10 protein-coding genes and 1 tRNA gene are annotated in these 12,023 nt (G+C 69.8%); 7 read left to right on the top strand and 4 right to left on the bottom strand.

The window, feature by feature from the left end; all coding sequences use genetic code 11:
* Nucleotides 1-486: 486 nt before the first annotated feature.
* Both H2Q94_RS27350 and H2Q94_RS27345 read right to left on the bottom strand, forming a co-directional pair.
* Nucleotides 487-840 carry an FmdB family zinc ribbon protein gene (locus H2Q94_RS27350; RefSeq protein WP_243790021.1) on the bottom strand — a complete coding sequence of 118 codons (354 nt, stop codon included), beginning with the start codon at nucleotides 838-840 and terminating at the stop codon, nucleotides 487-489.
* Between the two features lie 99 nt (nucleotides 841-939).
* Nucleotides 940-1,557 (bottom strand): 5-formyltetrahydrofolate cyclo-ligase, encoded by a 618-nt coding sequence (locus tag H2Q94_RS27345; protein ID WP_243790020.1) that lies wholly within the window; start codon nucleotides 1,555-1,557, stop codon nucleotides 940-942.
* A 37-nt stretch (nucleotides 1,558-1,594) separates the two neighbouring features.
* Here H2Q94_RS27345 and H2Q94_RS27340 point away from each other — a divergent pair, with 37 nt between their 5' ends.
* The 5 genes from H2Q94_RS27340 to H2Q94_RS27320 all read left to right on the top strand — a co-directional run bounded on the left by H2Q94_RS27340 (nucleotide 1,595) and on the right by H2Q94_RS27320 (nucleotide 5,626).
* A complete protein-coding gene (locus tag H2Q94_RS27340) occupies nucleotides 1,595-2,494 on the top strand; it encodes a UTP--glucose-1-phosphate uridylyltransferase (protein ID WP_243790019.1) in 900 nt (299 codons plus the stop codon).
* Nucleotides 2,495-2,536: 42 nt separating this feature from the next.
* Nucleotides 2,537-3,760, top strand: coding sequence for a molybdotransferase-like divisome protein Glp (gene glp / locus H2Q94_RS27335; RefSeq protein ID WP_243790018.1), 1,224 nt, complete (start codon nucleotides 2,537-2,539; stop codon nucleotides 3,758-3,760).
* Between the two features lie 8 nt (nucleotides 3,761-3,768).
* Entirely contained in the window at nucleotides 3,769-4,431 is a 663-nt protein-coding gene (locus H2Q94_RS27330) for a GNAT family N-acetyltransferase (protein WP_243795939.1), read from the top strand.
* Nucleotides 4,432-4,694: 263 nt separating this feature from the next.
* Complete coding sequence (sepX, locus tag H2Q94_RS27325; RefSeq protein ID WP_243790017.1) at nucleotides 4,695-5,477, top strand: divisome protein SepX/GlpR; 783 nt, start codon at nucleotides 4,695-4,697, stop codon at nucleotides 5,475-5,477.
* Between the two features lie 76 nt (nucleotides 5,478-5,553).
* Nucleotides 5,554-5,626, top strand: a tRNA-Ala gene (locus tag H2Q94_RS27320).
* A 606-nt stretch (nucleotides 5,627-6,232) separates the two neighbouring features.
* Here H2Q94_RS27320 and H2Q94_RS27315 read toward each other — a convergent pair.
* A complete protein-coding gene (locus H2Q94_RS27315) occupies nucleotides 6,233-7,936 on the bottom strand; it encodes an FAD-binding dehydrogenase (protein WP_243795937.1) in 1,704 nt (567 codons plus the stop codon).
* 293 nt (nucleotides 7,937-8,229) lie between these two features.
* Nucleotides 8,230-9,837: an FUSC family protein gene (locus tag H2Q94_RS27310; RefSeq protein ID WP_243790016.1), complete on the bottom strand. Its 1,608-nt coding sequence runs from the start codon at nucleotides 9,835-9,837 to the stop codon at nucleotides 8,230-8,232.
* A 45-nt stretch (nucleotides 9,838-9,882) separates the two neighbouring features.
* Between H2Q94_RS27310 and H2Q94_RS27305 the strand changes: the two genes are divergently transcribed.
* Together H2Q94_RS27305 and lat are read left to right on the top strand one after the other, a co-directional pair.
* A complete protein-coding gene (locus H2Q94_RS27305) occupies nucleotides 9,883-10,389 on the top strand; it encodes a MarR family winged helix-turn-helix transcriptional regulator (RefSeq protein ID WP_243790015.1) in 507 nt (168 codons plus the stop codon).
* Nucleotides 10,390-10,561: 172 nt separating this feature from the next.
* The gene (gene lat / locus H2Q94_RS27300) at nucleotides 10,562-11,908 is read left to right on the top strand and encodes an L-lysine 6-transaminase (RefSeq protein WP_243790014.1); all 1,347 of its coding nucleotides are present in this window, start codon (nucleotides 10,562-10,564) and stop codon (nucleotides 11,906-11,908) included.
* The last annotated feature ends 115 nt before the right edge of the window (nucleotides 11,909-12,023 follow it).

Here is a 12,023-nt window from a genome sequence, read left to right as displayed (position 1 = left end):
ACAGCCCACCCGCCGTGATGCGCCGGGCGAGCAGCGCTCGGGTTCCGCGTGGTGGCGGTGGTCCGGGCAGCAGCGCTCTGATTCGGTCCCGCAGGTTCGGGGTGAGGGAGCGGTCTCTCGCGCGTCCGGTCCGGTGTCGAATCCGCCGGGGGGAATTCGGTGGTCCCGGTGGTCGATCTCGTCTCGCGAAATCCGCGCGTCGCGAACCGTGCGAATCGGTGAATGGGACTTGACCGGTCGTCCGCGTGGATTCTTCCGATGGTCCGTTCTCGTGCCGCCCGCTCATGATTCCTCCTCGTCGTCGACCAGCTGTGATCGACGCTAGAAGAGGTCTCGGATCGCGGACAGGGGCAAGTTCGGAATCTGTGGATGAATCGACTGCCTGTGGACAACTTCAAGCCTCAAGGCTGAAATTTGCCACTAGCGCAGAAAAATCGCCGACCGCGAAAAGCGGTCGACGATCCTGCGGAGCCGGGGCGAAACCGCTCAGGAAGCCGCCGCGGTCGTCGACGAGGAACTCGACGAAGAGCCGGAAGAGGAATTCGACGACGAAGAGGACGAAGAGGACGAAGACGAGTCCGTGGACGAGCTCGACGAGCCGGAGCTCGAAGACTCCCCGGACGACGAGGATCCCGACGACGAACCCGAACCGGAATTCGAGTTCGACCGGTTGTCGGTGCGGTAGAAGCCGCTGCCCTTGAACACGATGCCCACCGCGTTGAACAGCTTCCGGAGCCGACCGGTGCACTGCGGGCACTCGGTCAACGAGTCCTCACTGAAGGACTGCACCGTCTCGAAACGGTGTTCGCATTCAGTGCAGGCGTACTGGTAGGTGGGCACGGCCGTCAACCTCCGGGCGTCATCGTGTTGGCACTCGAATGAACAGAGTGCCAGCACGATGATGCGTCAAACGAGGTGCCCAGCGCAAACACTCTTAGGTCACACTGCGTGCCCGGAGTCCGCGGCGCCGATCTCGACGACGCCATGACCAGGCGTCATCACCGCATGCATCCGCACGTCGTGTTCTTCACCGGGCAACGACGCCACGAACTCGGAATCACGCACCACCCCGATCACCCGAGCCGCCGGGGCCGCCAACGGCAACGACCGGTCGTAGTGCCCGGCGCCCCTGCCCAACCGGACACCGCGGTGATCCACCGCCAGCGCGGGCACCAGGATCGCATCGGCGGTCCTGATCTCGGCGGCCCCGAGCCGCGGCCCGTTCGGCTCCAGCAAGCCGTACCGAGCCGGATCCAAGGAGTCGGCGCCCGTGTACTCCGCCCACTCCAGCGGGGCCGCGCCGACCACTACCGGCAGCAGCACCCGGCTTCCGGCTTCCCGCAGGGCGTCGAGCATCGCCGTCGACCCGGGCTCGCCCCGCACCGGCACGTACGCGGCCAAGACCCGAGGCATGCGCTGCTCGGACCAGTGCAGCACCACCGAACGCAGCGACTCGGCTTCCACTGATCGTGTGGTTTCGTCGATGCTCCGTCTGCGTTCGGCCAGCGTTCGCCGCCATTCCGCTTTGGATTCCCGAAGTTCTCCCAGCGAGGTCACAGTTCCACCATAGGTGCGCCCGATAGGCTCTCCGGTCATGAACACCGCTGCCAGCAACCCCGCGTTCCGCACTGCCATCGTGCCCGCAGCGGGCCTGGGCACCCGGTTCCTGCCGACCACCAAGGCCGTACCCAAGGAACTGCTGCCCGTCGTCGACACCCCGGGGATCCAACTGGTGGCGACCGAAGCCGCCGAAGCGGGCGCCGAGCGCCTCGTGATCGTGACCTCCCCGGACAAGAAGGCCGTCACCGACTACTTCCAGCCCGCCCCTGAACTGGAGCGGACGCTGCGCGAGCGGGGCAAGGACGCCCTGCTCGAGAAGGTCCGACGCGCCCCCGAACTGATCAAGGCGGAGACCGCCCTGCAGAACGAGGCCCTCGGCCTCGGGCACGCCGTCAGCTGTGCCGAGGACAACCTGGACGCCGCCGACGACGCCGTCGCGGTGCTGCTGCCCGACGACCTGGTGCTGCCCAACGGAGTGCTGACCAAGATGGCGGAGACCCGCGCCCGCCACGGCGGCAGCGTGCTGTGCGCCTTCGACGTGCCGAGTGAGCAGGTCTCCTCGTACGGCGTCTTCGACGTCGCCGACACCGACGAGGACGACGTGAAGCAGGTCCGCGGCATGGTGGAGAAACCCGCGCCGCAGGACGCTCCGTCCAGCTTCGCGGCCGCCGGGCGCTACCTGCTCGATCGGGCGGTGTTCGACGCGCTCAAGCGCATCGAACCCGGTGCCGGAGGTGAGCTTCAACTCACCGATGCCGTAGCGTTGCTGATCTCCGAGGGTCATCCGGTGCATGTCGTCGTACACCGAGGCACGCGACACGACTTGGGAAATCCTGGCGGTTTCCTCAAAGCTGCGGTGGACTTCGCGCTGGACGATCCCGAGTACGGGCCGGATCTGCGGGACTGGCTCGGAGCAAGGCTGAACAGGAGCTGACGTCGATGCGACCTCGGCTCCGCCCGGAAGAGGTCGAGTGCCATGAGGTCAGTGGACGAGCAGCTCGCGCGTGTTCTCACCGCCGCGGTGCGGCCCGCGCCGGTACGGGTGGCGATCTCCGAAGCGCAAGGATTGTTGTGCGCTGAGGAGATCGTTGCCGGACAGGCACTTCCCGGTTTCGACCAGGCCGCCGTGGACGGCTACGCGGTGCGCAGCGTCGACGTGCACAACGACGCGGACGAGGCCTCGGTGCTGCCGGTGGTCGGCGAGATCACCTCCGGTTCCCGGCAGGCTCGGCGGCTGCAGCCCGGCCAGGCGGTGCGGGTGACGGCCGGCTCGCCGTTGCCGACGCTGGCCGACGCCGTCGTACCGCTGGACTACACCGACGAGCACCCCGCGAAGGTCACGGTCCGCCAAGGCGTGCCCTCCGCGGCGTTCGTGCGCCGAGCGGGCGAGGACGTGCAGACCGGTGATCTCGCGGTCCGCCGCGGCTCGGCGATCGGGTCCGCCCAGGTCGGGCTGCTCGCGGCGGTCGGCAGGGACAAGGTGCTGGTGCATCCGCGGCCGCGGGTGTCGGTGCTGTCGCTGGGCGACGAGCTGGTCGACGTGGACCGGACGCCGGGCCAGGGACAGGTCTACGACGTCAACTCCTACGCGCTGGCCGCCGCGGCTCGCGACGCCGGTGCCGAGGTCACCCGCGTCGGCATCGTCAGCACCGATCCGAAGCGGCTGCGCGAGGTCGTCGAGGGCCGGTTGCTGCTGTCCGAGATCGTGGTGATCGCCGGTGGCGTCGGCGGCGCGCTCGGCGGCGAGGTTCGCGCAGCGCTGGGCGACCTCGGCGAGCTCGACGCCACGCGGATCGCGATGCAGCCCGGTTCGATGCAGGCCTTCGGCAGGCTCGGCCCGGACGAGGTGCCGACGTTCCTGCTGCCCGGCAACGCCGTGAGTTCGCTGGTCGTCTTCGAAGTGCTGGTGCGACCGTTGATCCGCTCCGCGCTGGGCCGCGGCAATCCGCACCGCCGCATCGTCACGGCGAACCTGCTGTCCCCGGTGACCTCGACTTCGGGACGCCGCGGATTCCTCAGAGGACAGCTGCTGCGCGACCCGGAGACCGATTCCTACATGGTGCAGCCGCTGGGCACCTCCGGATCGCATCTGCTCGCGTCGCTGGCGGAGGCGAACTGCCTGATCTTGATCGACGAGGACGTCACCGAGGTCGGCACCGGAGAGGACGTGCGGGTCCGGTTCCTGTCCCAGCGCGCGTGACCCCGTCCATGTCCGAGGACTCCGAAGCACTGTTCCCCTCCCGCCATCCGGGCTGGCCGGCGCGGCCGGGACCGCTGCTGGTGTCCGCCGGAGCCGTCGAACTGCGGCCGCCGCGGTTGTTGGACGCGTCGGCGTGGAGCGGGCTGCGGCTGCGCGACCGGACCTACCTGCAACGCTGGGAGCCGACGACGATCGGGGACTGGCGGGACCGCAACGCACTGCTGGCCTGGCCCGCGCAGTGGAGCGCGCTGCGGGGCCTGGCGCGTCGCGGTCACGCGCTGCCGTTCGCGATCACAGTGGACGGCAGGTTCGCGGGTCAGCTCACCGTGGGCAACATCGTGCGGGGGGCGCTGCGTTCGGCCTGGGTCGGCTACTGGGTCGCCGAAGGCCTGTCGGGTGGCGGTGTCGCCACGGCGGCCGTCGCGCTGACCGTCGATCACTGCTTCGGCCCGGCCGGTCTGCACCGGCTGGAAGCCACGGTGCGGCCGGAGAACGCACCGAGCCTGCGCGTGCTGGAGAAGGCCGGTTTCCGCCGCGAGGGACTGTTCGAGCGCTACCTCGACGTCGAGGGAGCCTGGCGCGACCACTACGTCTTCGGGCTCACCGTCGAAGACCACCCTTCGGGCGCGGCGGCGGCGCTGGTGCGCAGCGGACGAGCCCGATACACCTGAAATTCGGCGTTCGCGCCACCGAGACCTTCGTCACCGAGCCATCGCCGCCCGTCGCTCGACTGAGTGTATTTCCGCTGCTCCCAGGCGTGCGAATGCCGACACGCCGGGGCATCGCGTCCCCTCTCGCGTTTCGGACGTGGGGTTTTCTGCCTCGGGAGCGAAACGAAAATCGGTCGGCGTGGCTCAGAGACAGATGTGACAGAAGTGGCTAGCGTGGCGGTCGCAGCAGTGTGCGGCAGGCAGCCAGGGGGAGGTGGCGAGGCGTGCCCAGTTCATTGATCTTCGCGGCGCTTGCGGCGGCGTGGTTGGTCGTGCTCGTTCCGATGTTCGCCCGTCGCCGGCAGGAAGTGTCCAAAACGACGGACTCGGCACTGGCGGCACGAGTGGTGCGCAGGGGCAGTGACCGGTCCGCGACCGGTGTGGGAACGGATAGGGCGCAGGAGGCGTACGGCATGGCCGACACCGACCGGCACGAGGACATCGACCCCGCGGAGGTCGACGAATTCGACGAGTCCGACGAGTTGGACGACGGTCAGCGGCGCCGGGTCTACAGCGACGACGTCCGCGCCGGCCGCCGGTACCGGCCCGGCCGCGGCGGATTCGATCCCGAAGCGGCCGCGCTCACCGCGCGCACCAAATACGCGCGCAGGCAACGGATCACGATCGCGATGGTGGTCACCGCGATCACCACCGCGTTGATCGCGGTGTTCGCCTGGACTCCGATGTGGGCGGTGCACGTCGTCGTCGACCTCGCCATCGTCGGCTACCTGACCTACCTGCGTCGCCAGGTCCACATCGAGCAAGAGATCCGCGAACGTCGTCTCGCGCGGATGTCCGCGGCTCGGGAAGAAGAGGACGAGGACGACCTCGAATACGGCGAACCCGCGCTCGACGAGTACGACGAGCGGGACGAGCTGGACGAGCCGCGCGGCCCGGCGCCCCGGAACACCGGTGCCGTCGTCGTCGAGATCGACGACGAGGACCCGATGTTCGACGAGCTCGACGAGCGAACCTGGCAGCCTTACCGCCGTGCGGTGGGCGAATAGGTTCCGCGCTCCCCAGTGGAGGGGGGTGCGCGGAGTGCTGTTGGAGCCCTGCTAAGCTACGACAGCACTCAGGCAAGGGGCTGTAGCGCAGTTGGTAGCGCGTCTCGTTCGCATCGAGAAGGTCAGGGGTTCGATTCCCCTCAGCTCCACGCAGTAGGAGGCCCGTGCCCGCGGAGGGTGCGGGCCTTTTTGCGTTCCGCGTGTTTGTCTCGGGGGCCGAGCCCCCGCGGACCCCCACGGTGCGGTGGTCGCTTTGTGGTGGCTCCTTGCTGTGTGTGGCGTTCCCGGTTTGGGTGTTGACCAGCGTTTTGTTTGGTCCTTGCTGTGGTTGGCGTTCCCGGTTTGGGTGTGTGGGCCGGCTTTTCGTTCGGTCCTTTGCTGTGGGTGGGGTTTTCGGGCTGGGGTGGTTCGGCTTTTCGTCGGTTCGGTTTGTTCTGGTGGGGTGTGTGCCTTCCTGATGGGCTTGCAGGGCACAGCGGGTGGTCTTGTGTTGTTCGGTGGCCATGTTGAGGTCGGTGGAATCGGTGGGGTGTTGTTGTCTGCGTTGAAGAGCCTGGCGTCGTCGGTTGTGTGCGTTCGGTGGTGATGGCTACCGGACCTGCAGAGTCGGTCGTCGAGCACGCTCTTCGTGGTAGCGGGGAGCACGGCTGAGCCGGATACCGCGGCGACCGAGCCGTGCGTCCCGCACAGGGCGGGGCGCACGGCGGCGCGGAGTCGACCGCCCAAGGATCGAACGATCACCCTGTGAGGAGTTCTCAGGCGCTCTCCTGGGCGGCAGCGCGGCCCGCTTGTCTGCCGGAGAAGAGGCAGCCGCCGAGGAACGTTCCTTCGAGGGCGCGGTAGCCGTGGACGCCGCCACCGCCGAACCCGGACACCTCGCCCGCCGCGTAGAGGCCGGGAACGGGCCGCCCGGCGGCGTCGAGGACTCGGCCGGACAGGTCCGTCTGCAATCCGCCGAGGGTCTTGCGGGTGAGGATGTTCATGCGGATGGCGACCAGCGGTCCAGCGGCGGGATCGAGGATCTTGTGCAGCGGTGTCGTCCGGGCGAGGCTGTCGCCGACGTACGCCAGGGAGTTGCGGATGCCCAGGATCTGGCCGTCCTTGGTGAACGGGTTGTCGACCTGCTGGTCCCGGGTGGTGATCTGCCTGCGGAGGTCGTCCAAGTCGATCAGGTCGGCGCCGGTCAGCTCGTTCATGCCTTTGACCAGGTCGGCGAGGTCGTCGGCGATGACGAAGTCCTCGCCGTCGTCCATGAACGCCTTGACCGGGGGCGGGGTGTCGTTGAACAGGCGCCCGGCGAGGTACGCGGCCAGGTCCTTGCGGGTGAGCTCCGGGTTCTGCTCCGAACCGGAGAGGACGAACTCCTTGTCGATGATCCGCTTGTTGAGCACGAACCAGGAGTGGTCGTGCCCGGTGCGCGTGATCAGTTCGAGGGTGCCGAGCGTGTCGTAGCTCGGGACGCCCGGATTGGGGAAGCGGCGGCCGGTGGCGTCGAACCACAGCGAGGACGGAGCGGCGAGAACGCGGATCCCGTGGCCGGGCCAGATGGGCGTGTGGTTGATCAGGCCCTCGGTGTAGTGCCACATGCGGTCGCGGTTGACCAGGCGGGCGCCCGCGGCTTCGCTGATGCCGAGCATCCGCCCGTCCACGTGGGCGGGTACGCCGGTGATGAGCCGCTCGGGCGGTTTCCCGAGGTAGGAAGGCCAGTTGCTGCGCACCAGGTCGTGGTTGGCGCCGATGCCGCCGGAGGTGACGATGACGATCGGGGCGTGCAGCTCGAACTCGCCCACCTTGGTGCGGGAGCTGGGCGTGCCGCGCTCGGCGTTGCTGGGTTCCAGCACGCTGCCCCGCACGCCGTCGACGACGCCGCCGGTCGTGCTCAGCGAATCCACCTGGTGGCGGAACCGGAAGACGACCTTCCCGGCGGTGGCCGCCTCGCGCACGAGCTTCTCGAACGGCTCCATCACCCCTGGTCCGGTGCCCAAGGTCAGGTGGAAGCGCGGCACCGAGTTGCCCGGCCCGTCGGCGAGCTGCCCGCCGCGTTCCGCCCAGCCGACGATCGGCACCCACGTCATGCCCAGTCCGGCCAGCCAGGATCGCTTCTCCCCGGCGGCGAACTCCAGGTACGCGTCGGCCCAGCGAGCCCCCCAGTGGTCCTCGCCCATCGGGTCGTCGACGCCGCGGTCGAAACCCGCGTTGGAGAACCAGTCGGCCCGCGCCAGCTCGAGGGAGTCCTTGATGCCCGCGGCCCGCTGCTCCACGGAGTCGATGAAGAACAGTCCGCCCAACGACCAGAACGCCTGCCCGCCGAGGCTCGCTTCGGGCTCCTGGTCCACCAGCAGCACTCGCCGACCCGCGGCGACCAGCTCGGCGGTCGCGACCAGCCCGGCGAGTCCCGCTCCGACGACGATCGCGTCGGCCGCGGTGTCCGCGGCGGCGCTCGCCGAACCGGTGGACATGCCGAGCAGCGCGCCGCTCACGGCGACCGTGCTTCCGGCGGCCAGTACGTCGCGACGGCTGATGCCGCGGTCTTCTGCCGAACTCATCGTTGAGTCCTCCACATCGGGGTAGGGAACGGATTCCCGGGCGCGTCCGGCCGTCGGTTCGCGCCGCCCGGTGTTCGCGGTCGGCCGGGGCGCGCAGCCGGCTCCCACTGGCTACTGGACGGTAGCAATCTTCGTGGGCCGCCGATGTCTGCTGAATGGCGCCTTCTGGGCGTGCTGCGGGACCGCGCTGTCCCCGTGCCGTTGGATCAGCGTTCCGGGGCGAGACCGCGGTGAGGTGCGGCGGCGTCCAGCTGCGCGTAAGCCTCGTGCGAGGCGGTCAGCAGCGACTCGGTGGGCAGCAGTGCCGGGCGGATCTCGCCCGCCGCAAGCTCGTAAGCCTCGTGCAGTTCGATCAAGGCGCCGCGCAGCGCGGGCGGGTGGATCGGCTCCGCCGCGCTGAGCGTGCGCACCCGGGCCAAGGCCGTGTGCACGCGGGAGAGCCAGGCGCGGTTCGGGAGCAGCCAGGAGATCGCGACGGCCATCGCCGCGCCCAGCAGCGTCGCCCAGAACCGGTTCGAGGCGAGCACTCCCGGATCCGCCGGGGCGCCGAGCGCGCTGACCAGCAGCGCGACCGGTGTGGCGAACAGCAGGCCGATCCCGTAGTTGATCGTCACCGTCATCTCCGCTCCCCACTGCAACAGCACCAGCACCACCAGCAGCACCCAGACCGCCGGGTGCGCGGAGAGCACGGCCGCCCCGATCAGCACCCCGAGCACGGTGCCGGACACGCGTTGCAGCATCCGCGGGACGGAGGTCGCGGTGCTCGTCGCCTGCAACACCGACACCGCGGACACCGCGGCCCAATAGGCGTGACCGATGCCGAGCAGGTCGGCGGCGACTCCGGCCAGCAGCGCCGCCACGAAGATGCGGACGGCGTAGGGCAGCAGCCAGGACCCGGCGCGACGCGGCCGGACCGCCGCGCGCAGCACTCCGCGAATGATCCGCCACCGGGAGGCGGGGATGGGTGCGAAGACTTCGGCCGAACCCGCCGGATGCAGGTCGGGGGCCGGTTCACCGGCGCGGATCGCGGTGGCGGCTGCTCGAACGTCGTCGGCGGTGACCTCGGGGGCGTCCGGGCCGAGCAGCACCTCGCTCGCGTGCACTGCGCGGACGAGGCTCCGGTGCGCGGATGAATCGCGATGGCGATGGCCGACGAGCGCGACGCTGTGCCACGCCGACTCCACCGCCACCGCGGCCCGGTGTCGCACGGCGAGGTCAGAGCGTTCGGCCAGCGCGGCCGCGGTGGCGTCCAGCGCCGCCGCCACCGCGTGGCGTTGCGGTGCCATGCCGATGACCGCCGCTCCGGCGACGTTGACCACCCAGGCGAACGCCGCGCACAGCGCGACCGTCGCGAAGTGCGGGCCGAGGTCGGCGGCGACCAGCGGCAGGTGCGCGCAGGCTCCGACGGCGAATGCGAAGATCAGCCCGCCGGGCGGCCCGACCTTGACGGCCGCGCAGAGCACGGTGGCCAGGGCGCCGATCAGCGCGGTGGCCGTCAGCGCCACCGCCTCGTGCCACGGGGTGCCACCCGCGAACACGGCGATCACATCGCCCACGATCACGGCCAGCACCATGCCCAGCGCCACCGCGCCCAGCGTCCTGGCGTGCCGGTAGTAGGGCTCGGTGCGGCCGTAGACGCTGCTCAACGCGCCGAACACGGCGCCGGGCAGCAGGTCGAGCCGGTCGGTGAACAGCAGCACGCTCAGCGGGACGGCCAACGCCAGCAGCGCGCGGGCGGCGGGCCAGAGGAAGGGGCCGTTCCGGCGGAGCCGGAGCGTGTCCCGAAGATTGCGGGTCAGGACGGTTCCGGTCACCCGGACAGCGTAGCGAAAATAGTTTACTAGTGAAACGATGGTGAGATGAAGCGAACACCGGATCTCATCGACGCGGCCCGGTCGCAGTGGAGCGAGGTACGCCCGGACATCAACACGAGCAGCATGGACGTGATCGGCCGGGTGCTGCGCGGGGCGGCGGTGCTGCGGCGCCGACTGGACGCGACGATCGCCGAGGGTGGGCTCAATCGCGCGGAGTTCGACCTGCTGTGCGCGTTGCGCCGGGGCGGGGCGGCGATGACGCCGGGGCGGCTCAACGAGTTGACCGTCTCCTCCGGTGCGGCGACCACCAAGCGGCTCCGCGAGCTCACCGAGCGCGGGCTGCTGGAGCGGTCCACGGATCAGCGCGATCGGCGCAGCGCGCGGGTGCGGCTCACCGAGCAGGGCGAGCGGCTCGTTGATGAGCTGTTCCCCCGGGTCTTGGAGGCGGAGCAGGCGCTGCTGTCCGGACTGGCGGCTCGGCAGCGGGACTCGCTGGCGGGCGGGTTGGCGGACTTGCTGTGGGCACTGGAAGGTCCCGGCGAAGGACGCTGATCGTGCGCGTCCTGATGGTGCTCAGGTGCGGCCGCGAGATCAGCGAAAGGAAATCTTTCGTGAAGGTAGGCAGTTTCAAGAAGAATATTGTGATCTTCTGTCGATGTGGTCATAATTTTTCGTGAAGAGTGACGGGCGCCACCGCGACCGCACGACGCACGAGGAGGCTGACATGACCGCACAGCAGGAAGCCGTTCTCGACCAGCCCACCACCGAGGCCGAGCAGGCGGTGCCTGCGCTGCGCGCGCAGGTCACCGGCGACCTGCTGGACATCGTGGTCGACCTCGACAACGGGAACGGCTGCCGCCTGCGCGACCTGCGCGACGGCACCGAATACCTCGACATGACGATGTTCTTCAGCTCCGCCCCGCTCGGCCACGGACACCCCGACCTGCGGGACCCCGCGTTCGAGGCCGCGCTGCTGCGGACCGCGCGGGTCAAGCCCGCCAACCCGGACTTCGCCACCGTCGAACAGGCGAGGTTCGCCGAGACCTTCCGCCGGGTCGCGGGCGTGCCGGAGCTGCCGCTGCTGTTCTTCATCGACGGCGGCACGCTCGCCGTGGAGAACGCGCTCAAAGTCGCCTTCGACTGGAAGACCAAGCACAACGCCCGCCGGGGCGTCGGCGTCCGAGGCAGCCGAGTGCTGCACCTGGAACGCGCGTTCCACGGCCGCAGCGGATACACCCTGTCGCTGACCAACACCGATCCGGCGAAGATCCGCGACTACCCGATGTTCGACTGGCCGCGCATCCCCAGCCCGGCGGTCGAACCCGGCCCGCGCTGGGACACCCCGGAGCTGCTGCCGGAAGAGCAGGTCGCGCTCGACGCCGCCGAGGCCGCGCTGCGCCGGTACGGGGCGGAGATCGCCTGCTTCGTGTACGAGCCGATCCAGGGCGAGGGCGGTGACCGGCACCTGCGTCCCCGGTTCCTCACCGCCGTCCAGGAGCTGTGCCGCGAGCACGACGTGCTCACCGTCGCCGACGAGGTGCAGACCGGGGCGTTGACCGGTGCCGTCTGGGCGCATCAGGAACTCGGGCTGGAACCGGACCTGGTGGCCTTCGGCAAGCGCCTGCAGGTGTGCGGGGTGATGGGCGGGCGCCGGGTGCTCGACATCGCCGACAACGCGTTCCGTGAGCCGAGCCGGATCAGCTCCACCTGGGGCGGCTCGCTGGTGGACATGGTGCGGGCCACCCGGATCCTGGAGGTCGTCGAACGGGACGGGTTGTTCGAGCACAGCCGCCGGATGGGTGAGCTGCTGCTCGGCGAACTCGGTGCGCTGGCCGCCGAGTTCCCCGCGATGATCCGCTCGGCGCGCGGACGCGGACTGATGTGCGCGGTGAGCTTCCGCGAACCGGCCGCTCGGGATGCGGCGATCGCGGCGGCGCGCGAGCGGCATCGGACGCTGTTCCTGCCCTCCGGCCCGGACTCGCTGCGTTTCCGCCCGTCGATGTCGGTGACGCCGGAGGAGATCACCGAGGCCGTCGCAGTCCTCCGCGCCGCCCTCACCGAGATCTCCTGAACCGCACCCGAAACGAAGTGAACGGACCGTTCGCCCGATCAGATCGGACGAACGGTCCGTTCACTTCAGCAGCTGTTGATCTCCAGCGCGTCGGCGGCGCAGTCGCTGAGCAGTG

The sequence above is a fragment of the Saccharopolyspora gloriosae genome (assembly GCF_022828475.1).
GTDB classification, from domain to species: domain Bacteria; phylum Actinomycetota; class Actinomycetes; order Mycobacteriales; family Pseudonocardiaceae; genus Saccharopolyspora_C; species Saccharopolyspora_C gloriosae_A.
This window is presented reverse-complemented; position numbering and strand designations above follow the sequence as displayed.

What these genes read in the sequence shown, in the direction of transcription:
- lat (WP_243790014.1), top strand. Translation starts at nt 10,562, where the DNA reads ATGACCGCACAGCAGGAAGCCGTTCTCGACCAGCCCACCACCGAGGCC.
- H2Q94_RS27315 (WP_243795937.1), bottom strand. Translation starts at nt 7,936, where the DNA reads ATGTCCACCGGTTCGGCGAGCGCCGCCGCGGACACCGCGGCCGACGCG.
- H2Q94_RS27305 (WP_243790015.1), top strand. Translation starts at nt 9,883, where the DNA reads ATGAAGCGAACACCGGATCTCATCGACGCGGCCCGGTCGCAGTGGAGC.
- H2Q94_RS27340 (WP_243790019.1), top strand. Translation starts at nt 1,595, where the DNA reads ATGAACACCGCTGCCAGCAACCCCGCGTTCCGCACTGCCATCGTGCCC.
- glp (WP_243790018.1), top strand. Translation starts at nt 2,537, where the DNA reads ATGAGGTCAGTGGACGAGCAGCTCGCGCGTGTTCTCACCGCCGCGGTG.
- H2Q94_RS27330 (WP_243795939.1), top strand. Translation starts at nt 3,769, where the DNA reads ATGTCCGAGGACTCCGAAGCACTGTTCCCCTCCCGCCATCCGGGCTGG.